Genomic DNA, 24053 nt, shown 5'->3' with positions numbered 1-24053 from the left:
ACATGGTAAGTCTCCGGCGTTCACGGGCGGTTGTGGCAGTGCTGGCGGTGCTGATGGTGTTGCTGGCTTCCTGTGCGCAGATTCCACGGTCCGGTCCTGTAGGCAAGAGCAAGGATGAGGGAGCAGGCAATCCCAATGCGCCGGTCTTCTTTCCGGCGGCCCCGCGCGCGGGTTCGAGTCCGGAGACTGTGATCGAGGACTTCTACATGGCAGGCAGCGGTTATGAGGACGATTACCCTGTTGCCCGCCAGTACCTGACGCAGGCACAGTCCGTCACCTGGAAACCAGACAAGCGAGCCATCGTTTTTCGCGAGGCGCAGGTAGTCAAGGCAGCGGGGGAGAACGAGTACCTCTACGAATTGGACCTCGCCTATTCGGTGGATGCCGATGGCGTGGCAACGCAATTCCCGCCGGGTACCAAGGAGACCATTCCGCTGACTCTTGAGCAGGTGGAAGGCCAATGGCGGATTTCCAAGGTGCCCGACGGGACGGCCATACCGGAAGAGACGTTCAAGGTGATTTATGGGGCCTTCCCCATCTACTTCTACGACCCCACATTTACCTACGCCGTGCCCGACTACCGTTGGTTCATCAAGAAGAACACGGTCAAGTCCATGACTTCTGCCGTGCTGGCCGGCCCTGCTCCGTACCTCCGGGGGGCAGTTGTCAGCGCCTTTCCTTCCGGCATGAAACTCGCACGGGAATCCGTTCCGGTCGTGTCCGGATCTGCACAGGTGGACCTCTCTGCCAAAGAACTGTTTGATGCCTCGGCGGAGGACCGCCAAAGGATGCAGAACCAATTGGCATTGACTTTCCGTGACCAGCCCGATGTCATCAACGTCCAACTGCGGGCGGATCAGGACCTGGTACGGGTTGAGGACAACGGCACCGTGTTGCCTCCCGTAGTGGACAAGAGCGTTCCGGCACGCCAGATTGCCGTGAGCAACGGCGACTTGGTGCGGTATGAGAACAACCGGATGACTCCGCTTCCGGACATACAACCCGTGTCCGGATTGGGTCCCCACTCGCCGGCTGAGTCCCCCGTGTCCCAAACGGCCGCGTTCCTCAATGGTGACAAGACAACTCTGTACGCAATCGAACCCGGGCAGCCCGCGCGCCAGCTGACTACCAGGAGCACGCTCACGGGGCCATCATTCAGCCCACACGACTGGGTATGGACCGCAGGGCCGGGCGCCAACGGGGCTGCCGAAGTGGTGGCCTTCAAACCGACGGGCATTGCACCTGGCATGGCCGTTCCCAATGTCACCATCACCCCTGCCTGGCTGTCCGGGCGGACCGTGAAGGACTTCAGGGTTTCCAGGGAAGGGACCAGGGCGCTGGTCATTTCTGCAGCAAACGGAAAGTCAACGGTGCAGATCACCGGAATAGTCCGGAATGCCGACGGCGTGCCCAAGGACCTCACATCGCCCATCACATTGGTCAGCACCGGATCCGCTGACCAGGGAGTCTGGGTCAACAGTTCCACAGTGGCTGTGATGTCCGGATCGGCGACAGGAACCGTGGTTCCTGAGCTGCTTTCGCTCGAATCGGGCGAGCCGCAGCAATTGGCCCCTTGGGACGGCCTGACCAGTCTCAGTGCCGGGAACGGCTCCGAGCAGATTTATGGGCAGTCCGAGGCCGGGGTGTTCCAACGGGTCGGGAACGGATGGGAGCTCCAACTCAAAGGGCCCACGGAACCCGCATTCCCCGGATAGGCTGCCGTCAAATCGTGCCGGATGTCCACATAGGGTGCAACGTGGCTTCCGGCCTGGCCTGCGTCCGCGCAGGCTTGCAACATGATCAGAGCAGATACGGGGACAGCGCCAGGCATTGGGACTGGGACTGACTCTGTCGTTGGGGCAGGCGCCGTCGTCGGGAGAGGCTCTGACCAGGGTGCTGCTCCCGAACCCAATATCGGGACACGCGGGCGGCCGCCTCTGCGGGTACGCGACCCGGACCTCCACCCGGTGGATCCCGTACGGGCCCGTCGTCGTGGTCCGGACCGACGGGGGCTCGGCCGGTTGCTGGTGGTGCTCCAGGGTACGGCTGTCGATCTGCTGGGACTGCTGGTCCCGGTGGATTGTGTCTGCTGTTCAGCGGAGGACACCGTGTTATGTGGCGGCTGCGCCAAGCACGTCCGCCAACTCTGCAGCCAACCCTTCCGCGCAGAACGGGAATCGCCCGCATTGGTGGAGACGGATGGCACAGCGAGGATCGGGGTGGTGGCCGCGGGCCCATACCGTGATGAGCTGGCACAGTGCCTCCTGTCCTTCAAACGCTTCGGCCAGTGGCGCTTGGCCGGGGTCTTGGCGCCATGTCTGGGCAAAGCGGTCGAACGGGCCATCGGAGGCAAATCCGGATTATGCCTTGTACCAATTCCTACCAGCGGCCGGGCGTACCGAATGCGGGGATTCAGTCCGCTGCACCTGTTGCTTTTCTGCCTGCGGATGCGGGGCATGGTGCCGGAATGCCCAAGCTTTGACGCGCTTGAGAAGAGGCGCGGTTCGCCGGCAGCCTACATCAGCAGGGATTCCATCAAGACCCTGCTTGCCCGGGCCGCCGATTCTCTCGCCGGTAAGGGGACAGGGGGCTCCGGCGCAGGGCAAAAAGGACTGGGACGAGGTGCGCGGGCCAGCAGGGTCCGTGGATCCATGCGCGTGAGAAGCCGATTTCGCAAAGAGATCAGTGGCAGGAGATGCATTCTCGTGGACGATGTCCTCACTACCGGGGCCACCCTTGCAGAAGCGATGAGGGCGGTGGAAACCGCGGGGGGAGTGGTCTGCGGGGCTGTTGTCCTCGCGGCCACGAGGCCACCAGCCTATGCTTTCAACAGTGCAAGGCGCGATCCCTGTTAAGTCCTTAAGACTCAATCAAAAAATAAGTGACTAAAGGATGAATAACGCGTGGCGATGAACTAACGTCGGTTGTGGGTACCAAGAACAGATGTACCTGTCGATAGCGGCTCGGAAAGGGGCTCGACTGTCCGTCAGACTAGCCCCCACCAGCGTCGTTGTCGTGTCACCTGAGTTATTTGGAGGGCACCATGGAGTTCATGATCAGCGGACGAAATCTCACAGTTTCTGACCGCTTTCGCGAATACGCCGGCGAGAAAATCTCAAAGATTGAATCGCTGGGGGATAAGGTCCAGCGAGTCGACGCAAAGGTTTCCAAGGAAACCAACCCGCGCCAGACGCCAGGCCAGCTCACCGTAGAAGTGACAGTCCTGGGCCGCGGCCCCGTCATCCGTGCCGAGGCGACAGCCGCTGACAAATTCGCTGCCTTCGATCTCGCGTACAACAAGCTTCTTGAGAGGCTTCGCCGTGCGAAAGACCGGAAAAAGGTGCACCACGGACGCCACACGCCGAAAGCCGTGCGGGAGGCCACCGCAACACTCGAGCCAGCCAGCGCGAGCGAACCACTCTACGTCGAGGCGAGCAACCACCAGGAATCCGTTCCCACCGCAGACGAGCGTTCTCCTTATGAGATCGAGAACGATATTCCGGCAGGCGATTCACCCGTCCTGATCCGCCGGAAAGTCTTCCCCGCAGCTTCCCTGACACTGGATGACGCTGTGGACAATATGGAACTCGTTGGCCACAACTTCTACCTTTTCCTGGACAAGGAAACCAACGCGCCGTCGGTTGTCTACAGGCGCAATGGCTGGACCTACGGAGTAATCACCCTCGACTCCACCTGCGAACCGGGCGAGGAGGCTGTGGAAGAGAAGATCCACGCTTACCGTTCCGATGATGAGGCGTCCACCGCCAAGTAGGCCCACTTTTCCTGCATGAAGGGACTTCCATGACCGCTTCGCTGAGCCTGTCACAGGCACGGCGGATCGCATTGGCAGCTCAAGGATTGGCAAAGACCCGGCCCGCCGGCCCCGTGACATCACGGGCGGTGGGCCGGACCTTTGCCCAACTCCAGCTTGTCCAAATCGACTCCGTGAACGTGGTGGCACGAAGCCACTACCTGCCGTTCTTCTCCCGTCTGGGTGACTACGACCCCCGCATCCTCCATGCCATGGCCGGGCGGAAACCCCGCAGGATGATGGAGTACTGGGCACACGAGGCAAGCTTTATCCGCCCGGAGCACTTTCATGACCTCCTGGTGTGGCAAAAGCGGGGCTGGGTGGGCGCCCACAACCTTGAGCCCCTTGTCCGTCAGGACATGGAAGGCCGTATTCTTGCTGCACTCACAGCCGGACGACCCATGACGGCCTCCGAACTGACGGCCGAGCTCGGACACAATGAGGAAGCTGACCGTGGCAACTGGGGATGGAATTGGAACATCGTTAAGCGGGTCCTTGAACATCTGTTTGAACAGGGACGGATTTCTGCCGCCTCACGCACACAGCAATTCGAACGCAAGTACACCCTGACCTCCAAGGTTGTTCCTGCCATGGCACAGCCCGGGGGCACTCCCGAAGAAGCGCTCGACCGCCTGATGGACGCGGCCGCCCAGGCACATGGCATCGGCACTGTACGCTGCTTTTCCGACTACTTCCGTACGCCCCTGAAAGCCGGAGCGGACTCGGTCCAGCGATTGGTCCGTGCAGGGCGCCTCCATCCGGTCTCTGTGCGTGGTTGGGACAGGGAAACCTACAAACACGTCAATGCCAGGATTCCACGCAGGGCCGTCGGGCGCGCACTGCTGAGCCCGTTCGACTCGCTGGTCTTTGAGCGACGGCGTCTTGAGGAACTGTTCGGCTTCCACTACCGGATTGAGATCTACACCCCCGCGGCCAAGCGTAAGTTCGGCTACTACGTTCTCCCATTCCTCCTCAGGGATGGTGTCGTGGCAAGAGTGGACTTGAAGGCTGACCGTGCGTCCGGCCAGCTCCTGGTGCGTTCGGCGTTCGCGGAGGTTGGCGCTCCGGCGGATACCGCCGTCGAGCTTGCTGCCGAACTGGAACTCATGTGCGCCTGGCTCAGGCTGCAGGAGGTAGTGGTGTGGCCCGTGGGGGACCTCGCCGGCGTTCTTACCCAGGCTGTCGCGGACCGCGCTGATGGCCGGGGCGGGCCGCTGCATGCGGACAGTCCGCTCAGAGGGGAACGCGGCCACGTGGCGCTGGTCTCTCCCGTAGACTGAAACAGCCAGAATTCGGCAGCATGAGACTGGGAGCAATTTCACGTGGCATCACTAATCGAAAAACTTCTCCGCACGGGTGACAAAAAGACACTCAAGCAATTGCGGAACTATGCCGATTCCATCAATGCCCTGGAAGACTCCTTCAAGTCCTTCACGGACGCCGAACTCCGTGAGGAGACGGACCATCTCCGGTCCCGTCACCAGGACGGCGAGACTCTGGAAGCTCTCCTCCCGGAAGCATTCGCCGCTGTCCGGGAAGCCTCCTCCCGCACCTTGGGCATGCGCCATTTCGATGTCCAGCTGATGGGCGGTGCCGCACTCCACCTGGGCAACATCGCAGAAATGAAAACCGGTGAGGGTAAGACCCTCGTAGCTACTGCCCCCGCGTACCTGAACGCGCTGGCGGGCAAGGGTGTCCACGTCGTCACCGTCAACGACTACCTCGCCGAATACCAGTCCGAGCTGATGGGCCGGGTTTACAGGTTCCTGGGACTTACCAGCGGTTGCATTCTTTCGAATCAGGATCCTGCGGTCCGCCGACAGCAGTACGCTGCGGACATCACCTACGGAACCAACAACGAGTTCGGCTTCGACTACCTGCGCGACAACATGGCCTGGGATGGCAGCGAACTGGTTCAGCGCGGCCACAATTTCGCGATCGTGGATGAGGTCGACTCCATCCTGATCGATGAAGCCCGTACGCCGCTCATCATTTCCGGTCCTGCCCAAGGCGACACGAACCGCTGGTACAGCGAATTCGCCAAAGTCGTGCTCCGCCTGCAGCCCGAAGTCGACTACGAGGTGGATGAAAAGAAGCGCACGGTAGGCGTTCTCGAAGCCGGTATCGAAAAGGTGGAGGACTACCTCGGAATCCAAAACCTCTACGAATCCGCCAACACGCCTTTGATCGGCTTCCTCAACAACGCCATTAAGGCGAAGGAACTGTTCAAGCGGGACAAGGATTACGTCATCCTCGACGGCGAGGTGCTGATTGTTGACGAACACACTGGCCGTATCCTGGCCGGCCGCCGCTACAACGAAGGCATGCACCAGGCCATTGAGGCCAAGGAAAATGTCGAGATCAAGGCGGAGAACCAGACTCTCGCCACCGTGACCTTGCAGAACTACTTCCGCATGTACTCGAAGCTTGCCGGCATGACCGGCACGGCCGAGACTGAGGCCGCGGAGTTCATGAGCACCTACAAGCTGGGTGTCGTCCCGATCCCCACCAACCGTGACATGCAGCGCATCGACCAGCCGGACCTTGTCTACAAGAACGAAGTCGTGAAGTTCGACGCCGTGGTCCAGGACATCGCCGAAAGGCACGAGAAGGGCCAACCTGTGCTGGTCGGCACCACCAGCGTTGAGAAGAGCGAGTATCTCTCCAAGCTGCTGGCCAAGGAAGGTATCCGGCACGAAGTACTGAACGCCAAGAACCACGCACGTGAAGCGTCCATCGTGGCGCAGGCCGGACGAAAAGGTGCCGTCACTGTTGCCACCAACATGGCCGGTCGTGGTACTGACATCATGCTTGGCGGAAACGCCGAGTTCACCGCCATTGCAGAGCTGGCAAAGCGAGGGCTCGATCCCGAGGAGAACTCGGAAGAGTACGAGGCCGCTTGGCCCGAGGCCCTTTCGGCAGCCAAGCAGGCGGTCAAAGATGAACACGAAGAGGTCTTGGACCTTGGCGGGCTATACGTCCTGGGTACCGAGCGACACGAGTCCCGCCGGATCGACAACCAGTTGCGAGGCCGTTCAGGGCGCCAGGGTGACCCGGGCGAATCGCGCTTCTACCTGTCGCTGACGGACGACCTCATGAGGTTGTTCAACTCAGGTGCGGCCGAACGTCTCATGAACAGTTCGGTCCCGGATGATGTTGCCCTTGAATCCAAGCTCGTCTCCCGCGCCATCGCGTCGGCGCAGGGCCAGGTGGAAGGGCGCAACGCCGAACAGCGTAAGAACGTTCTCAAGTACGACGACGTCCTTAACCGGCAGCGTGAAGCGATCTATGGCGACCGCCGTCGCATCCTTGAAGGCGACGACCTTCACGAGAAGGTCCAGTACTTCCTTGAAGACACCATCAACGCCCTCATCGAGGCTGCCACTGCAGAGGGAACGGGCGACGATTGGGACTTCAACCAGCTCTGGGCCAATCTGAAGACGTTGTACCCGGCAACCGTGACGCCCGATGAAATCATTGAGGAAGCCGGCGGAAAGTCACGCGTCACTGCCGAGTTCCTGAAAGAGGAGATCCTCTCGGATGCCCGGCTGGTGTACCAGGCCCGCGAGGAGGCCATTGGCTCTGAGAGCATGCGCGAGCTCGAACGTCGTGTTGTGCTTTCTGTTCTGGGGCGGAAATGGCAGGAACATCTCTATGAGATGGATTACCTCAAGGAGGGTATTGGTCTCCGGGCGATGGCCCAGCGCGATCCCCTGGTGGAGTACCAGCGCGAGGGTTTTGTGATGTTCCAGAGCATGATGGAAGCCATCCGTGAAGAGAGCATCGGCTTCCTCTACAACCTGGAGGTGGAGGTAACACCCGCCGAAGACGTTGTTGTGGCCGACGATACCGCCGCTGGGGCGCATACCGAACATCATGAACCCCAGATCCGGGCGGCGGGTCTGCAGGCACCGGAAAAGCCGGCCCAGTTGCAGTACACGGCCCCTGGCGAAGATGGTGCTACCCAAACACGCATCGAAGGCCGCGCTTCCGGTCGATCCGGCAACCCAGCGAAGGCAGCGGCCCAGGAGCAGCGTAAGCCGGCTAAAAAGAAGCGTCGCTGACCCAACACCGTACGGCGGGCCGATAGCCATTTCAGTGGTCTGCCAGGCACGAATATCTGTAACTCAAAAGGGTGGACTCCGGACTAAAAGTCCGGAGTCCACCCTTTTTGTTGTGTGCAGATGGATTCGCCAGGTCTAGCCGATCTCCAGGGCCGTAACCCGCCACACGCCGTCCAAGCGTTCCAACCTCATGGCGACAGCCCGGCACCTGAGTTCTTCCGCAACCACAATGCTTGCCTCGCAAATGTCCTCGGAGATGGAGCAGGCTCGAACGGAGCGGACCATGGGGCTGCGGTGGGGTTGCAGGTTCCCCCGGACTCTGGCGGCGTGCTTGCGGGTGAGGGCCGCCCTATGTTGAAGAGCGACATAGCAGTCAGGGTCGAGGGAACGGGAAAGCTGGCTCACAGCACGCGTTCCGGCCAGGACTTCCAAAGCTGCCTGCGCAATACTGCGCGCAACCAGCCGAACATCGATGTCCGAACCGCTCGAACCGTAGCCGGACAATGTTCGTTGGGTGCTCTGTCGGCCCGCGGGCCGGCTTGCAGTCGCAACGGTCATGGTCATACACCTCAGGCATTCACTACATGAACAGGAGCGTGGGGACACTCTGTTCTGGTGGCTTCTGCTGGGATGACGCTGAACTTGGTTTGGTGCGGTGATACGGCCCCTGAGTGGGCCGACAAATCGGAGGGTCGGGTGACCCGTACTGTCAGTCAGGTGCGGGTGGCCGCAAGACCTGACCAGGAGTCAACACTGAAGGGTCGCCGCCGATGACGGTGAGGTTTGCGGCATACCACTTAGGCCACATCAGCGCGACCTCCACGTCCGTGGCAAAGGGACCAAGCCGCGATGCTGCAAGCGACCACAGGGAGTCTCCTGCCTTCACGACGACGCCGGCGTCGCCATGGGAGATCTCTTGCCTGGACGAAGGGCGACTTAGAAGCCCAGGTTCAGGTGCGGGTGCTTGAGGCTTCCAGCGCGGATCGCCCCTACCTGTTGTGGTGTCGGCCATGGACGTCTGTGATGAAGACACAGGCCCGGCAGCGGGCTCCGGGGTCCACTCCGGGTGGGGAGAGGTTTCCACACCCGCAGATGTCGGTGCCCAGCCGGGGGCGGGTGGAGGCGATGCTTGCGCCATGGTGACGCCCAGGAGATTCACACTCACCACTGCTACAGCAAGCCGCAGCATAAAGGCAGGGCTGAACTTGGCAAGGGTGTTGGCCCCTCTCTCCCGCCCGCTCCGATGCAACAGCGACGCGAAGACGGCAAGCAGTAAGGAAAGGACCCACCATGCCACCAGCGCTATGCCGGCGCCGTTCGCGACAATACCGAGGAGGTCCTCAAATGAGAAGTTCTGATGATGGTGATCGGCTGACCGCCACTGGGCAAGGAGCATGCCACCCACCTGGACGAGCAGTATCCCCAGCCCCAGAATCGTTGCAGCGAGGCAGGCGTCGCCCCGTAACGTTCTTCCCATTCAAAGCCCCCAAAGCTTCGTTTGATGCATTTTGATGCGTTTTGACATCTTTAGGCCTATTGTGGGCACGTCCCGGGCTTCCTGTCCAATTCGGGTGCCGGATCACGCATTATTCGCCCTGCCTACATGTTGCAGCCTAGCCTGCTTACATGAGATGGGACTCTCTCTTTGACGACTTGGAAGCACAATTTTCTGCCGAGCGTGCCCTGGAGGCGGAATCGGAGATCACCGAGCGGGCCAGGATGGAGCTTGCGGGGATCGAACTGGGTGATCGCCTCCGTGGTGCAGCCGGCTCCGGGCTCAAGCTTTTCCTCGCTGACGGCAACATTATTCACGGAGTGCTGGGCCGCGTGGGTGCCGGGTGGCTGGTGTTGTCCGAGGGCTCGCGGCAATGGCTGGTGCCCTTGGCTGCTGTGCTTACCTTCCAAGGCCTGGGGAGGCTGGCCCTTAAGCCTGTGTCCACGGTCCGGCAGTTGCCGGGGATCGCCTCAGTCCTGCGGGCATTGGCCAGGGACAGGTCCGCCGTGGTTGTTCATTTGAGCACGCGGGCCGGAGGCGGCGCCAAGGTCAACGGCGTCATCGACAGGGTCGGAAGGGACCACTTCGATATTGCTGTGGTCCGCGACGGTGAAGTGCGGCGGGCTGGCAACGTGGCGTCAGTCATGACCGTCCCGTTCAGTGCTGTTGCAGCCCTTTGTTCGGCAGGCGGAGAATAATCCCTCCGGGGCAGCCCCTAGGGCTGGTTCGCCTTGGTTTTTGCTTCCTGGATCATGCGGCTTGCTTCTGCGTAGCGCTCCTGGATGTACTGCTCAAGCATCGTCTCCTCGATGCGCCATTGTCCACGCCCTCCTACCTGAATGGCTTTCAACTCGCCGCTTCGCACCAAGGCGTAGGCCTGTGGTGAGTTGATTTGGAGTTGTTCGGCGACATCCGCCAGAGTCAGGAATCGGGGCATGGCACCATTTTGCCACCGTTGGCTCCCCTTTGGTGTGTTTATCCACAGTTTCGACCCCTTTGAGGTCGATGGCTTTTGTCCCGCAGAAACGGCCGGTAAGAATGAGGGGGCGGGTCCATCGACCATGCCTTTAGCTCATCGGGGGGTAGCAGAAACATGGCTCAAGTTACAGTGGTCGCTGCAGCAAGACTGAAGAAGCCATCGTGGAAGGACCCGCGGCTTCTCATCGGCATTCTGCTGGTGCTTGTGTCCATTGCCGGCGTCATCGCCTTGGTTGGATCGGCTGACAGGACTACGCAGGTCTACACTGCACGCGAAGACATCGCAGTCGGCCAGGTGGTCGCCGTGGCCGACCTCTCAATTGTCAGTGTGCGCCTGGATGATGTCGAGTCCGGGTACGTCACTGTGGAGGGTGGCTTGCCTGAGGGTCGGGTAGCCCTGCAGCGGGTGGCGAAAAACCAGCTCGTTCCAAAGGAAAGCCTGGGAAAAGCTGATGCCCTGAACAGGAAGCCGGTGGCTATTTCCGTGGAAGGGGAACTTCCTGCCCAGGCGGTCGGGGGAGCGCGCGTGGATGTTTGGGTTGCCTTGCCCGGTGCGAGCAGAGCCTTCGATGAGCCGCAACTGCTTCTGCCCGGTGCGGAGATCGCCCAGGTGGTCTCAGGCGCCGCTGCCTTGGGGGCATCGAAGACCACTCAAGTGCTGGTTCTTGTGACGGATGAGCAGATGCCCAAATTGTTGGGGGCTCAAGCAAACAAGGCCAGTATCTCCGTCGTGTGGAACCCTGCGGGCCTCAACCCATGAGTATTCCAGTAGTCACTGTGGGTCCTGCCCAGGAGGCCGTAGTGGGCGGGCTGGAGGGCCTGCATGGTCCGGTAACGGTGGTTCGCCGTTGTTCAGAGCTTGCTGAGCTGATGGCTGCCTGCCAAAGCGGCCTTGCCATGGCTGCCGTCGTCGCCGAGGGCTGCGAGGAATTGACCACGACTTTGGTGGATCGGCTTGGCGCTGTTGGAGTTACGATCGTGGCCCTGACGGATGACCCGGCCGAAGTACGGCGATTGGACTCCATCGGAGTCGTTGTGGCGGCTTCCGGAATAGAACCGTCTGCACTCGCGGAAAAAATATCAGAGGCTGTGGGTCGTGAGCACGCGCGCGGCCGCCTGGGCGCGGGCCAGGACGCAGGTTTCGCTGATGCGGGAGGCGGACCACTTTTGATGCCCGCTCCGGAAACTGTGGAGGACTCCCCGGAGGGTTCAGGCCTGGTATTTGCTGTGTGGGGTCCCATAGGGTCACCCGGCAGGACATTGCTGGCGGTCAACATCGCTGCCGAATTGGCAGCAGAGGGTAAATCCGTCATCCTCGTCGATGCTGACAGTTATGGTGCCAGTGTTTCTGCTGTGCTGGGGTTGTTGGACGAAGCCGCAGGACTGGCCCAGGCCTGCAGGCTTGCGGACCAGGGGATGCTCGACCCCAGTGCTTTGAAGGCCGTGGCGACCCCGGTCTACACCAAAGAGGGCTCCTTTCGGGTGCTGACTGGGACGACACGCGCGGATCGATGGACGGAACTGAGGGCAGCTGCGCTGTCGCAGGTCCTTGAACGAGCCAAACATGTATCTGATGTTGTGGTGGTTGATACCGGATTCTGCCTCGAATCAGATGAGGAACTGAGCTTTGACACCATGGCCCCGCGGCGGAACGCAGCCACTCTCAGGAGTTTGGAAATGGCTGACGTTGTGTTCGCGGTGGGAGCAGCCGACGCAATCGGAGTACCGAGGCTGGTCCGGGGCCTGGCGGACCTTCAAGCAGCCGTTCCACAAGCATCCCTCCGTGTGGTGCTGAACAAGGTGAAGAGATCGGCCGTTGGGCACGCACCCAAGCAGCAACTGGCGGAAGCCTGGGACCGGTACGGGCCCGGCATGGCGATTGATGCCTACCTCCCGGCAGATCCAGTGGCCTGCGACGCCGCTTTGCTCTCCGGCTCGGTCCTCCTTGAAACTTCGCCTGAATCTGCGCTGCGGATCGCGATAGCAGACTTGGTCTGTGCGCCTGTCCAGCAAAAACGAAATTCCTTTGGCCGAAGTACCAGAGCCGTCCGCTTGCTTAAGCGCTAGGCTCAAAATGTGGGCTGCAGAGTCGCAGCAATCAACATGTGATGGAGGCGTTTGTAGATGTCGTCAGGATCCAGCGTGGAGGATCGGTCCGATGCAGCAGTTGTCCGTGAAGGGTTCTTCGGTGACTACTATGAACACCTCGCAGAGGAGGATGCCCGTGCGTATTCGCCTGAGCTGCTGATCTCGCGGGCAACGAATCACAAGAAAGTCGCGCAGTCCCGGACGCCGGGGAACGCCGTCGTCGAAATCGCCGGTGAAGCGGACCGAAGCGTCGTGTACATCGTCACGGACGATATGCCGTTCCTCGTGGACTCGGTAAATGCAGAACTCGTTCGCCAGAACTGCGCGATCCGGCTTGTCATGCACCCCTTGTTTGTGATCACCCGCGACCGCGTATCCGGGGAGCTCCGTAACATCTCCCGGGTTCCTTCCAACGTCGGGATCTCCAGCGGTGATACTGCGGCCCTGCCAAGCGTGGCGCACCTCCTGGGCGACGGCGACAACTCGTCGCACATGGAGTCGTGGATTGCGGTGGAGATTGACCGTGTCAACGACGACGCCCGTGCAGAACTGATCGAAGGACTGCACCGTGTCCTCGGCGATGTCAGGGCAGCAGTCGAGGACTGGCCCAAGATGCGCAGCAAAGCACTGGAACTGGCAGAAGCCCTTGGGGGAATATCCCACCCCGAGCAGATCGCCGAACTCCGGCAGGCACAGGATCTTCTGCGCTGGCTGGACAACGGCAACTTCACCTTCCTCGGATACCGCGAGTACGACCTCGTAGACCAGGACGGCGAGGACGTCCTTCAACTGCGTGAAGACAGCGGTCTTGGGCTTCTGCGCGCAGGGGACACCACGCGTCAGGTCCAGCACCTTACGGACGCCGGGCGGAAGCGCGCCCGGGAAAAGCGGGCACTGGTAATCACCAAAGCCAATTCCCGATCGACTGTCCACCGGCCTGCCTACCTCGACTACATCGGCGTCAAGAGCTTCGACGCCCAGGGCAACGTCAATGGGGAACGGCGATTCATCGGGCTTTTTGCAACAAGTGCCTACACCGGTTCTGTGCGCAACATCCCTATTGTCCGGGACAAGGTGGACGCCGTCCTGCGGAACGCTGGGTTCCCTATTGACTCCCACTCCGGCAAGGACCTCCTGGGTATCCTCGAGACGTACCCGCGAGACGAACTGTTCCAGATCGAGATTCCGGACCTGGCTGCTACTGCCACGGGTATCCAGCGGTTGCAGGAACGTCGCCGTACAAAGTTGTTCCTCCGGCCTGACATTTATGGTCGCTTCATGTCTGCGGTGGTGTACCTGCCCCGTGATCGTTACACCACCAGCGTTCGCCTTCGGATCGAACAGGAACTCCGGGAAACGTTCCAGGCCGAGAGCATCGACTACGAGGCGCGGATCACTGAGTCTGCCTTGGCACGTGTCTTCTTCAGGATCCGCCTCCCACGCACCGCTGAGCTGGCGGAAGTCAATGTTGCTGAGCTAGAACACCGGCTGATGAGGGCGTCCCGCTCCTGGAGCGAAGGAGTCGCCGAGGTCCTCCGTGAGCACCGCCCGGCAGAAAGTGCCGATGTGCTGTCTGCCCTGTGGGCAGAGGCATTCCCCGCAGGCTACCGGGTGGACTATGAAGTTGAAGACGCCTTGGAGGACATCGAACGCTTCGAAAAGTATGGGGCACAGGCCGAGCGAGCCGGTGAAGCAACCAGGCATGTCAAACCTGGGGTTCACGTGTATCTTCCAGAAGGTGCCGGAGAAGCTCTGGAGGAGGACGCCCGCGTCAAGCTCTACCTCATGGAGCCCAAGAGCCTGAGCCAGATCCTCCCTTACTTCCACAATCTTGGTCTTGAAGTTCTGGATGAACGTCCCTTCGAGATCGAAACCGCAGATCACCGCGACTTCTTCCTCTACGACCTCGGGCTTAAATACCCCGCCGGCGTCGATCCGCTCGCTACGGGGGAACTTCTGGGCGATTCCTTTGGAGCAGCCGTCACAGGATCCGTCGAGTCGGACAACTTTGACCGGCTGGTGCTGCGTGAGGGCATGCACTGGCGCCAAGTTGTGGTCCTCCGTGCCTACGCCAAATACATGCGGCAAATGGGCAACACCAATTCGTTCGGTTTCATCGCGGACACTCTTCTGGGCAACCCCGACGTTGCCCGCGGACTTAACGCACTCTTCTCTGCGCGCTTCGACCCCAGTGTTCCGGAGGATCTTCGGCCGGAACGCCAGGCTGCAGCACGGGTAGCCCTCGCCGAGTCCATTGAACAGGTGGCAACACTGGACGCTGACCGCGTGCTGCGTACCTTCGTGAACCTGATTGAGTCCACCCTGCGGACCAACTACTTCCAAAACAAGGAATACCTCAGCTTCAAGCTGGATCCAACGTCGATCGACGGATTGCCCTTCCCCCGCCCCATGTACGAGATCTGGGTTTACTCACCCAGGGTTGAGGGCGTGCATCTGCGCTTTGGGAAGGTAGCCCGCGGCGGTCTCCGCTGGTCGGACCGGCGGGAAGACTTCCGCACGGAAATCCTGGGCTTGGTGAAGGCCCAGACAGTCAAGAACGCCGTGATCGTTCCTACGGGTGCCAAGGGTGGGTTCTTCGCGAAGAAGCTGCCCAACCCGGCAGTTGACCGGGCAGCATGGATGGCCGAAGGTATTGAGAGCTACAAGACCTTCATCCGGGGTTTGCTGGACATCACCGACAACCTCGTGACGTCAGCGGACGGCGAAAGGCTTGTCCCGCCGTCGGACGTTGTTCGCCACGATGGCGATGATTCCTACCTGGTGGTGGCAGCCGACAAGGGAACCGCCACCTTCTCCGACACGGCCAACGGACTCGCGGCCGAGTACGGATTCTGGTTGGGCGATGCCTTTGCCTCCGGCGGGTCGGTGGGCTACGACCACAAGGCCATGGGTATTACGGCACGCGGGGCGTGGGAATCAGTCAAGAGGCACTTCAGTGAACTCGATCTGGATACCCAGACCGAAGAGTTCACGGTAGTTGGCGTCGGCGACATGTCCGGCGACGTCTTCGGCAATGGGATGCTGCTGTCCCGGCACATCCGTCTGCTGGCCGCATTCGACCATCGCCATATCTTCCTTGATCCCACACCCGACGCCGCGGCATCCTTCGCGGAACGGCAGCGGCTATTTGAACTGCCCCGGTCTTCCTGGGATGACTATGACCGGTCACTGATCAGTGAAGGTGGAGGCGTCTACGCGCGCCATGCGAAGACCATCCCCGTCTCTGACCAGGTCCGAAAAGCACTGGGCCTCCCCGAAGGCACCACGCAGCTGAGCCCGCCGGAGCTGCTTCGCGCGATCTTGCTGGCGCCCGCTGATCTCCTCTATAACGGCGGCATCGGCACCTACGTCAAGGCCAGCACGGAGACCCACGCGGCCGTTGGCGACAAAGCCAACGACGCCATCCGTGTGGATGGGCGCGACCTGCGGGTCAAGGTTGTGGGAGAAGGTGGAAACCTGGGATTGACGCAGCGTGGGCGTATTGAAGCCGCACTGCAAGGAGTCATCCTCAATACGGATGCCATCGACAACTCAGCCGGGGTGGACTGCTCCGACCATGAAGTGAACATCAAGATTTTTGTGGATCGAATGGTGGCCGCCGGCAAGCTTGAGGCCGATGAACGGGCTGCTTTCCTGGCAGATATGACCGATGAGGTGGGGCGACTCGTCCTTCAGGACAACATCGACCAAAATATCCTGCTGCTGAATGACCGGACCCGGGTTGCCGAGTGGAGTCCAAGCTACGAGCGGCTGATGGACTGGTTGGAGAAGTCCGCCGATCTCAAGCGTGATCTCGAAGCCTTGCCCACCACGGAGACACTTCGTTCAAGGTTGGAGCAGGGCCAAGGTTTGACGTCCCCGGAACTGGCAGTTCTGGCGGCCTACGCCAAGATCGAACTCGGTGCAGCACTGCGGGACAGCAACCTTGCTGACGATCCCTGGTTTGCGGACACCATCCGTAACTACTTCCCGAAGCAATTGCGCGAGAAGTTCGACGCCGAGCTGGACACCCACCCGCTGCGCCGCGAAATCATCGCCACCGTCGTGGCCAACGACATCATCAACCTGGGTGGTATCACGTTCGCCTTCCGGGCCATCGAAGAAACATCGGCAAATGAGGTAGCAGTTGCCAAGGCATTTGTGGCGCTGCGCGAAATTTACGACCTCGATCCCATGGTGGCGGAGTTGAACGCGCTCCCAGCCTCCTTCCCGACAGAACACTGGAGTGAAGTCCACCTGGACATCCGCCGTCTGCTGGACAGGGCTGTGCGATGGGTTCTTGGGCAAGGGATCGCATCCCAACCGATCTCAACCGTGGTGGAATCGTTCAAGCCGATGATGGCCCCGTTGCGGGCCAAGCTGCTGGACTACCTCCGGGGCGAGGACAAAACCCGCATCTCAGGGTGGCTTGAGAAGGCACGTGGCTGGGACTTGCCCGAACACCTTGCCCACAGGTGGGCGGAGTTGTTCGAGAGTTACGCGCTGTTGGATATCGCGCGGATTGCCCAGACCGGTGGCGGCAGTGTCGAAGACGTGGCTCACGTCTACTACACCGTGTTCAACCGCTTCCATGTCGATTCGCTGCTGGAACGGATCAGTTCCCTGCCGCGTGATGACCGCTGGCAGGCGTTGGCCAGGGCCGCCCTTCGTGATGACCTGTACTCAACGGTCGCGGATATGACAACGTCGGTCCTTGAGTCGACGGAGGCCGGCACCTCGGCTGAAGATCGCCTGAAGGCGTGGGAAGGACAGAATGCCGAGCAACTGGGCCGGGCCAAGACCATGTTTGACGAGGTCAACGCGCTCGAAGCCGACGACATGGCTTCACTGTCGGTAGCATTAAGGCTCTTGAGGTCAATCGTTCGACGCTAGGGGAATCCCGGCGTTGCAAATGGAGGTGCAGTGGCAATCTTTACAGACCCCATCAGGGAACACGCTGATTTCGGGCCTGGAGATGCCGAATGGCTGCACCTCCTCGTCGGTGACTGGCAGATGGTCGCCGACTTGGCATTCGCGGACCTCGCATTGTGGTTCCCGCACCCGGAGTTCGGTTACATTGCCCTCGCCCACGTCCGTCCGTCGACATCACATACGGTGTTTCACGCGGACTTCGTGGGGGAGGGCATTCGTTCCGATCTTCGCCCGCTGGTGGAAAAGGCATGGAACAGCCGCGCGATCGAACGTTCCAGCGAAACGAGCTGGAGCAGCGAGATGGCACTGCGTGTCGAAGCTGTTCCCATGGTGCGAAACGGCAGGACGCTGGCCGTAGTGACATCCCACATGGATCTCTCCAGCTCCCGGATGCCCTCAAGGCTGGAGTTGACGTATCGTCAGTGTGCCTATGACCTTCTGCGCATGGGAACTCTGGGACTGTGGCCCGACTTCGCTTCGCCCACTGGATCCCGCCGTGGGGCGCCACGTGTGGGGGATGGACTCATCAGGCTGGACGCCGAAGGCATCGTGCAGTACGCGAGCCCCAACGGGGTGTCAGCCTTCAGGCGACTCGGGGAAGTTGAATCGCTGGAGGGTCGGTCCTTGGCGGAAGTGACTGCCGGGCTCCTCAAAGACCGCCGGATGGTGGATGAGACACTGCCCTTGGTTGTCACTGGTCGGATGCCTTGGCGCAGTGAGATTGAGTCGCGTGGCGTCAGCCTTTCCCTCCGGGCCATTCCTTTGCGCGACGAGCAACACCGTTTCGGTGCCCTCGTCCTGTGCCGCGATGTCTCGGAACTGCGGCGCAGGGAGATGGAACTCGTCACCAAAGATGCCACCATCCGGGAAATCCATCACCGGGTGAAAAACAATCTTCAGACTGTGGCAGCACTGCTGCGAATGCAATCCCGCCGTATGGTCAGTGACGAAGCGAAGCAGGGCTTGGAGCAAGCGATGCGGCGCGTGGCCACCATCGCACTTGTCCACGAAACCCTGTCCCAGGGGCTGACGCAGAGCGTTGATTTTGATGAGTTGATCGGACGGCAGTTCCGGTTGTCTGCCGAGGTGGCATCTCCGTCCCAGCAAGTACGAACGGAACGTTCAGGGATGTTTGGCGAGTTGCCCAGCGACTTCGCGACTCCTTTGGCCCTGGTTATTAACGAGTTGGTCACCAATGCCGTGGAGCACGGTCTTGAAGGGCGCACAGGAACGGTATGGCTCTTGGCTGATCGGGCTGATGGAGACGGAAATGACGAATTTTTGACCGTGACCATTGCCGACGACGGCGTTGGTCTGCCGGACGGTCAATACACCGAAGGCTTGGGCTTACAGATTGTGCGCACACTGGTGACGAGCGAACTCGGTGGATCAATCCAGTGGAGCCCTCGCGACGGTGGGGGAACCGCCGTCGAGATCGTGTTGAATTTGGCCCGCACTTAAGGGGTCGGCGCGCTCCCCAGTGACGCTGGGGAGTGCGCCGACAGCCATGCTTAAATAAGGAAGGCCGCGGACCAATGGTCCTCGGCCTTCCATATTTTTTTTGAGGTCTAGGAAGCGCGGCGCGCGCGGGCAGCGCGACGCTTGAGAGCCCGACGCTCGTCTTCACTCATACCGCCCCAAACGCCGGCGTCTTGTCCGGACTCCAGCGCCCACTGCAGGCAGGTGTCCACTACGGGGCAGCGGCGGCAGACGCTTTTGGCTTCCTCGATTTGCAGAAGTGCTGGTCCCGTGTTGCCGACTGGGAAGAAGAGCTCCGGGTCCTTGTCGAGGCAGGCTGCGCGATTACGCCAATCCATGCTGATCAGTCACTCCATTCGTGAGAACTAGATAGGGCCTTTTGTGAAAACATTCACGAGAGGCTCCAAAGGAAAGGGGCCCGCATGGGCCCCCTTGGTCGTCTGAGTCAAGCGTTTCATGTTAACGCCTTGTAAACAAGGGGTGTTAGTGGTCGAAATGCCCGGAATCTGTGAGCGATGCATCACATCAGCCGCCAGTGCCCTCACTGCTAGATGACTATGTCCGGTAGTGTGCCAGTGTGTCAAGACCTCCCGTAAACCCTGCCCAACCCGCCTCCGGACCGGAGCCGGGAGAAGATTCCGATGCGCAGGCGCACCAAGAAAAGAGCGGCCCGACCGGCAGCCGCCGGCCAAGGGGTGTGGCAGTGATTTCTGCTGTTGTCCTGTTGGAAGCCCTCGCGCTCATGGGCGCCGCCGCCTGGTACGCGTACGAATTGCTGACTGGCGCCCCTGTCCTGACTTTTTGGGGAGCCGTTTTTACACTGGGGCTGCTCCTTGCCTTCTCGGTGTGGTTGTTCGCGGTGGGCCATTACTTGTTCCGTGGATACCGATGGACCCGGGCCGCTGCATTGGTGGCCCAGTTGTTTGTTCTCACCATCGGCTTCCCCACTATGACCGGTGGGCTGGTTCTGCCGGGCCTGGCTATGATCATCCCGGCCGTTGCGGCCATTGTCTTTCTTTTCCATAGGGACGTGATTGCCTACGTGTCGCGCACAGGCGGTACCTCTGGAGTCCTCTAGCCCGCCTCCGTGGGGGAACAATGGGTGGCAATGGGTGGGAAGTCCGTTGTGAGGACTGCTTGAAACGGCTGCACTTCTCCTCCGTCCACCACATAGCCACGCCCTGGGCGGGCTGGGCGGTCTGTTTCCAGCCGTACTCCCAGGAGTTCGCCATCGTGTGGCGATCCCGGCGCCAGGACCACACCCATTCGGAAGGTCTGGACTTGCCGGGCCAGTGGCAGTTGTTGCGTCAGTGCGGGCCCGGGAGTGGCTGTCATCACGATGCCTCGGACTTTACCCACCAAAGCAGTGAGGGCTTGGCGCCCTTGGGTGTCAAGAGAGTCCGCGTCGTCCACCAACACGACGCTCTCCGGGTCCAGCTCAAAGTTTTCTTGTGTGGCCGAGGCCCGGAAAGAGTCCGCGGATGTTCCAAGTGCCGGAACAACCCAGGCAACTGAAGGATTCAGGCGACGGAGTGATGCCAAAGCCGTGCTCTTCCCTGATCGATGGCCGCCGAGGATGATGCTGACACCGTGCAGCCGGAGAGGCAGGGAAACGGGCATCGCTTCGTCCCCTCCAACGCCGATCCATAGAGCGTTCCCCGATTCCTGCCCGGCAGTCATCAACAGGGCAGACGAGGACTTGAGCCCAACACGAAATTCCTGTTCGTCCAGGCGATCGGGAAGCGGCCGCAGACGGAAGGGCGGTTTCCCTTGTGGGGGAGGGGCGAACGGCCAGTGCCCCTCGTCGGGAGCCTCGCGAAACTGGGTAACCACTGTATCTCCGTCGACGAAGTTGCCCGTGGCGACGGCGCGCCCTGGAATTGGCTCCACCTCTGGAAGACGGGGCCAGTGAAACCGGGCTTCCTCCGTGGAGCCCGACGGAAAATAAGCCCGGTTTTGTATCGCGGCAAAGAAACGTGAACTGACCAATTCCCGCTCGCCACAAATCATCACCGTGATGCCGAGAGGACGGCCGTCCCTCACAATGTCCTGCAGGAGGCTCTCTGCCCAGGCTGAGGTCCCGGCCCGGAAGGCGGTGGCCCATGAGCACCACCCCGTGATGATCAAAGTCAGAGGCTTGGCGGTCCTCCCGGCGTCGCTGCTGGTGCGTCGACAGTCCATTTCCTCGACAAGACGCTGTAGCACACGCGCTGCAAGCGGCAGTTGGTGCAGACCGACGAGCGCACCTACCCGTTCCTGGCCAACGAGGTCGGCCATTATTCCCGCCGCATCCAGAACAAAGGGATAAGGCTGGGGTCCTTGCATGGCCAGCATGGCCGAGACTGCCCTGAAGCAGGCGTGCATGCCGCTCGAAGCACTTCCGATCATGGCCAGATGTCCGTGCTCGGCCGGCAACCATTGCAAAGGCTCCACAACCTGCCGTGTGGGTCTGTCAACCAACGCCAGCGGCCCAACACACCATGGCACTGCTTCAGCAGTTTCGGGAACATAAGAGGCATCCGCCAGGGAAAGTCCACCACTCCACGCAATCGCGGACGGCAGGGGTGCCGCCACGGGATGTCGCGGGAGTGAACTCCCTTGGCGGCGCCAGGCGTCCTGGACAGCCAAAACAAGCCGTCCGACACCGGCATCCGGGAGGGCATCCCGATGTCCGGCCAAGGGCCGGGACGGTAGGACCTCATGGCGTGCGCCGTTGTTGAGTATCTGGGAGGCTGAGTGGACCAGCTGAGGAGATCCATCAACAGGGCCATCGGAAGCTCTGGCATCGCGGGAAACCGAGAGGGACGCGGCCTGGAATTCTTCCGGCTTGCCTGAGGCCCGGACCAGGTAGGCCCTTCCCGGAGTGTCTGCCCTGATGGAGGCGGCCACCTTCGAATTGATGATATCCACGGACTCCGCCTCTGACTGAACTCGAAGGGCGATACTCGACGCGACGTTCGCCCGGATGTCGGCGGTCAATGCTCCTTGAGGCCTCTGGGTTGCCATCACCAGATGGACACCAAGGGACCGGCCGATGGTGGCGACCCGCATGAGCTCGCGGAGGGCGCCGGGAGCTTCGTCAATCAGCATGCGGAACTCGTCGATGACCAAAATCAAATGCGGAACAGCATGACACGTGCTCGACGCAGCAAGGTGGTATTGGTCCAGGTCCGTGACGTCAGCCGCAGCGAACAATTCCTCGCGGTACCTGATTTCTCCCCGGAGCGAAGCAAGTGCGCGATCCAACTGACGCCCACCCAGATCGGTCAAGAGGCCTACGCAGTGAGGCAAGCCGGCGAGCGGCCGTAATCCTGAGCCGCCTTTAAAATCGACAAAGAGGAATGTTGTGTGATCGGGGGAGTACGTCAACGCCATGGAAGCGACGAGGGTCCTCAGGAGCTCGGATTTTCCTGAGCCCGTGGTACCCGCCACCAGAAGGTGTGGTCCGTCGCGCTTAAAGTCAAAAGTCATGGGTCCCTGACGTCCCTGGCCCAACACTGCCCTTAGTCCAGGCAATCGTGCAGTGTCTTCCCAGCGAAGAAGAACTCTTCGGGTTCCGAAGGGAAGAAAGGTAGCCAATGTGCACTGCTCAGGAACGGGCTGCCGCGCGTCGACACGTTCCTGGTGGACCCGCGAAGCAATAGTGCGGCAGAACGTATCGAAAACGCTGATTGGGACGAGGTCTGGGACGAATGACCGGCGCTCGCCGGCCACGGTCAGTGTCCCGGTGGTCCCTGACGTGGAAAGCTCGACAAAGGGGTCGGGGTGATCAGCAGATGGGCCGCAATGGACCACTTGCCACCCGTTCCGGCGTCCGGCAACCAGGAGAGACGACAACGCGCCCTTGTCCCAACCTGCCGGTTCATCGATGATGACCAGCCTTCCATGGGCGCTGCCGCTTAGTTGCTGCATGGCAGTGAGGGCCACCTCGTGCTGGGTCGTAAGAGTTACCTTCGCGAGGAACCTGGCGCTTAGGGGCAGCCTTCCGACCGTCCCAACGATAATGACCGGTGACTCCGCAGCCCGGGGGTAGCCGGCCATCTGCATCAGCATGAATCGGAGCAGGGAATCAACGTGGTCAGGAGGTCCGTCAAGTGCCACCGTAGGAAGTCCAGGGTCCAATGTCACTGCGGCTGATCCGATGTCTGGTGCGCTGAACATCGGATCGTCAGGTACCAACCGGATGTTTGCCTGTGCATTGGCTGTGCCCAGCCGGATCCAGCTGCCGGAATCTGCGCCTACGGTTTTCCCGTGGGTATTTGTGGGCGATGGGGACAACGATGAACCGGCTTGGCCTCGTGCTTCGTCCTGAACCTGCAGGGCGGCCGTGCCGCAGACAGCCAGCACCAGTTCCGCCGCGGAGGGAGAGCAACGTTGCCGGCGGCCGAGATCCTCCTGAGCAGCGCGGGCCACAGCCAATCCACATTCCCGGCGGCTCTTCCGTCCGGTGATGAACGGGATCAGGAGACTGACCGCGGAGATGGCGGTGAATCCCAGATACATCCACATTCCTGTGGCAATGGCCAGTCCAACGCCTGCGATCAACGGCAGCCCGGCGGCCAGGATGATCGCCGTGCGGCTTCCCTGCCGTCCGGCATGCGGCACCTCAAGTGGTTCCTCCACGGACCGTCCGGCATCGTTGGAAATTTCGGGGAGGCGACCTCTCTCCGTGGAGACAGAGAACACGCTGTTGCCGCACAGGATGGTTGATTCCGACGTCACGGACGTGCGCCGCGACGGGCGTCCATCCACGAGGACCGGGTTGACGGCTGCGACGCCACTCAGGGTCAGTGCAGTACTGGAAACATCCAGCACGGCGTGCTCCCTGGACATGCCTGGATCCGGCACGGAAATCTCCGTGGCTCCGCGGCCTATCCGGAAGCGGCCGCGATGAATACGGAAGACAGCTCCGGCGCTGGGGCCAGAATGAGCAAGCAGCATGAGCGGCAGGGACGCTGGCTCGGAGGCGTGGTGCGGTGCGGGGCCGTCGACGAGTATTGCACCCGACACCAGTGGAGGCCGGCCGACCGTCAGGTCGGCTATATCCCTTCCATCCACTGCCAATCGACCAGTCCCGCGCTCCTCCCCAAGAATCGACTGAAGTTGGGCTCCGGGGGTGCCTGGAGGGACCCGGATGGTCAATTCCTCCGGAGCCGAGAGCTCCGCGGCCGCCGGGCCCCTCACCAACGTGCATTCCAAAGTCATG

The 24053-nt window shown here is 61.2% G+C and carries 16 protein-coding genes; 11 read left to right on the top strand and 5 right to left on the bottom strand.

The features are described from left to right. Positions 1-2: 2 nt before the first annotated feature. The 5 genes from ABQM86_RS13940 to secA all read left to right on the top strand — a co-directional run bounded on the left by ABQM86_RS13940 (position 3) and on the right by secA (position 7875). Entirely contained in the window at positions 3-1715 is a 1713-nt protein-coding gene (locus ABQM86_RS13940) for an LpqB family beta-propeller domain-containing protein (RefSeq protein WP_280623132.1), read from the top strand. Positions 1716-1796: 81 nt separating this feature from the next. Then, complete coding sequence (locus ABQM86_RS13935) at positions 1797-2855, top strand: ComF family protein (protein WP_369744703.1); 1059 nt, start codon at positions 1797-1799, stop codon at positions 2853-2855. Between the two features lie 188 nt (positions 2856-3043). Then, a complete protein-coding gene (gene hpf / locus ABQM86_RS13930; protein WP_207594029.1) occupies positions 3044-3772 on the top strand; it encodes a ribosome hibernation-promoting factor, HPF/YfiA family in 729 nt (242 codons plus the stop codon). Positions 3773-3801: 29 nt separating this feature from the next. After that, complete coding sequence (locus ABQM86_RS13925) at positions 3802-5091, top strand: winged helix-turn-helix domain-containing protein (protein WP_369744702.1); 1290 nt, start codon at positions 3802-3804, stop codon at positions 5089-5091. A 42-nt stretch (positions 5092-5133) separates the two neighbouring features. Continuing rightward, complete coding sequence (secA, locus tag ABQM86_RS13920) at positions 5134-7875, top strand: preprotein translocase subunit SecA (protein ID WP_207594027.1); 2742 nt, start codon at positions 5134-5136, stop codon at positions 7873-7875. Between the two features lie 135 nt (positions 7876-8010). Here the strand turns inward: secA and ABQM86_RS13915 are convergent, their stop codons facing one another. After that, a complete protein-coding gene (locus ABQM86_RS13915) occupies positions 8011-8433 on the bottom strand; it encodes an Rv3235 family protein (protein WP_242703338.1) in 423 nt (140 codons plus the stop codon). Positions 8434-8584: 151 nt separating this feature from the next. Next, positions 8585-9352, bottom strand: a complete 768-nt coding sequence (locus ABQM86_RS13910) for a hypothetical protein (protein WP_337339752.1) — start codon at positions 9350-9352, stop codon at positions 8585-8587. A gap of 149 nt (positions 9353-9501) precedes the next feature. Here ABQM86_RS13910 and ABQM86_RS13905 point away from each other — a divergent pair, with 149 nt between their 5' ends. After that, positions 9502-10068 (top strand): hypothetical protein, encoded by a 567-nt coding sequence (locus tag ABQM86_RS13905; RefSeq protein ID WP_369744701.1) that lies wholly within the window; start codon positions 9502-9504, stop codon positions 10066-10068. A 17-nt stretch (positions 10069-10085) separates the two neighbouring features. Here the strand turns inward: ABQM86_RS13905 and ABQM86_RS13900 are convergent, their stop codons facing one another. Beyond that, positions 10086-10307 (bottom strand): helix-turn-helix domain-containing protein, encoded by a 222-nt coding sequence (locus ABQM86_RS13900; RefSeq protein WP_207594023.1) that lies wholly within the window; start codon positions 10305-10307, stop codon positions 10086-10088. 156 nt (positions 10308-10463) lie between these two features. Here ABQM86_RS13900 and ABQM86_RS13895 point away from each other — a divergent pair, with 156 nt between their 5' ends. Genes ABQM86_RS13895 through ABQM86_RS13880 form a run of 4 tightly spaced genes read left to right on the top strand, consistent with a single transcriptional unit; the run spans position 10464 to position 18829 of the window. Further along, the gene (locus ABQM86_RS13895; RefSeq protein WP_207594022.1) at positions 10464-11108 is read left to right on the top strand and encodes an SAF domain-containing protein; all 645 of its coding nucleotides are present in this window, start codon (positions 10464-10466) and stop codon (positions 11106-11108) included. Beyond that, on the top strand, positions 11105-12415 hold the full coding sequence (locus ABQM86_RS13890) for a chromosome partitioning protein (RefSeq protein ID WP_207594021.1): 1311 nt from the start codon (positions 11105-11107) through the stop codon (positions 12413-12415). The genes ABQM86_RS13895 and ABQM86_RS13890 overlap by 4 nt, the downstream gene beginning before the upstream one ends. A gap of 57 nt (positions 12416-12472) precedes the next feature. Then, entirely contained in the window at positions 12473-17329 is a 4857-nt protein-coding gene (locus ABQM86_RS13885) for an NAD-glutamate dehydrogenase (RefSeq protein WP_369744699.1), read from the top strand. A 30-nt stretch (positions 17330-17359) separates the two neighbouring features. Next, positions 17360-18829 (top strand): sensor histidine kinase, encoded by a 1470-nt coding sequence (locus ABQM86_RS13880; RefSeq protein WP_280623127.1) that lies wholly within the window; start codon positions 17360-17362, stop codon positions 18827-18829. A gap of 107 nt (positions 18830-18936) precedes the next feature. On the opposite strand, the gene ABQM86_RS13875 is transcribed toward ABQM86_RS13880, so the two are convergent. Beyond that, the gene (locus tag ABQM86_RS13875) at positions 18937-19185 is read right to left on the bottom strand and encodes a WhiB family transcriptional regulator (protein WP_003804966.1); all 249 of its coding nucleotides are present in this window, start codon (positions 19183-19185) and stop codon (positions 18937-18939) included. A 404-nt stretch (positions 19186-19589) separates the two neighbouring features. Here ABQM86_RS13875 and ABQM86_RS13870 point away from each other — a divergent pair, with 404 nt between their 5' ends. After that, a complete protein-coding gene (locus ABQM86_RS13870) occupies positions 19590-19925 on the top strand; it encodes a hypothetical protein (RefSeq protein WP_242703637.1) in 336 nt (111 codons plus the stop codon). Here ABQM86_RS13870 and ABQM86_RS13865 read toward each other — a convergent pair. Continuing rightward, complete coding sequence (locus ABQM86_RS13865; protein ID WP_369744698.1) at positions 19922-24052, bottom strand: FtsK/SpoIIIE domain-containing protein; 4131 nt, start codon at positions 24050-24052, stop codon at positions 19922-19924. The genes ABQM86_RS13870 and ABQM86_RS13865 overlap by 4 nt on opposite strands. Position 24053: the final 1 nt, after the last annotated feature.

This window comes from Paenarthrobacter sp. AMU7 (assembly GCF_041200195.1).
Taxonomy (GTDB): Bacteria; Actinomycetota; Actinomycetes; order Actinomycetales; family Micrococcaceae; genus Arthrobacter.
Note: the sequence above shows the minus strand (reverse complement) of the source record. Positions and strands in the feature narration are given on the sequence as shown.

Excerpts from the sequence above, each read along its gene's own strand:
- ABQM86_RS13940 (WP_280623132.1), top strand. The coding sequence starts at position 3 with ATGGTAAGTCTCCGGCGTTCACGGGCGGTTGTGGCAGTGCTGGCGGTG.
- ABQM86_RS13935 (WP_369744703.1), top strand. The coding sequence starts at position 1,797 with ATGATCAGAGCAGATACGGGGACAGCGCCAGGCATTGGGACTGGGACT.
- hpf (WP_207594029.1), top strand. The coding sequence starts at position 3,044 with ATGGAGTTCATGATCAGCGGACGAAATCTCACAGTTTCTGACCGCTTT.
- ABQM86_RS13925 (WP_369744702.1), top strand. The coding sequence starts at position 3,802 with ATGACCGCTTCGCTGAGCCTGTCACAGGCACGGCGGATCGCATTGGCA.
- ABQM86_RS13915 (WP_242703338.1), bottom strand. The coding sequence starts at position 8,433 with ATGACCGTTGCGACTGCAAGCCGGCCCGCGGGCCGACAGAGCACCCAA.
- ABQM86_RS13910 (WP_337339752.1), bottom strand. The coding sequence starts at position 9,352 with ATGGGAAGAACGTTACGGGGCGACGCCTGCCTCGCTGCAACGATTCTG.
- ABQM86_RS13905 (WP_369744701.1), top strand. The coding sequence starts at position 9,502 with ATGAGATGGGACTCTCTCTTTGACGACTTGGAAGCACAATTTTCTGCC.
- ABQM86_RS13900 (WP_207594023.1), bottom strand. The coding sequence starts at position 10,307 with ATGCCCCGATTCCTGACTCTGGCGGATGTCGCCGAACAACTCCAAATC.
- ABQM86_RS13895 (WP_207594022.1), top strand. The coding sequence starts at position 10,464 with ATGGCTCAAGTTACAGTGGTCGCTGCAGCAAGACTGAAGAAGCCATCG.
- ABQM86_RS13890 (WP_207594021.1), top strand. The coding sequence starts at position 11,105 with ATGAGTATTCCAGTAGTCACTGTGGGTCCTGCCCAGGAGGCCGTAGTG.
- ABQM86_RS13885 (WP_369744699.1), top strand. The coding sequence starts at position 12,473 with ATGTCGTCAGGATCCAGCGTGGAGGATCGGTCCGATGCAGCAGTTGTC.
- ABQM86_RS13875 (WP_003804966.1), bottom strand. The coding sequence starts at position 19,185 with ATGGATTGGCGTAATCGCGCAGCCTGCCTCGACAAGGACCCGGAGCTC.
- ABQM86_RS13870 (WP_242703637.1), top strand. The coding sequence starts at position 19,590 with ATGGGCGCCGCCGCCTGGTACGCGTACGAATTGCTGACTGGCGCCCCT.
- ABQM86_RS13865 (WP_369744698.1), bottom strand. The coding sequence starts at position 24,052 with ATGACTTTGGAATGCACGTTGGTGAGGGGCCCGGCGGCCGCGGAGCTC.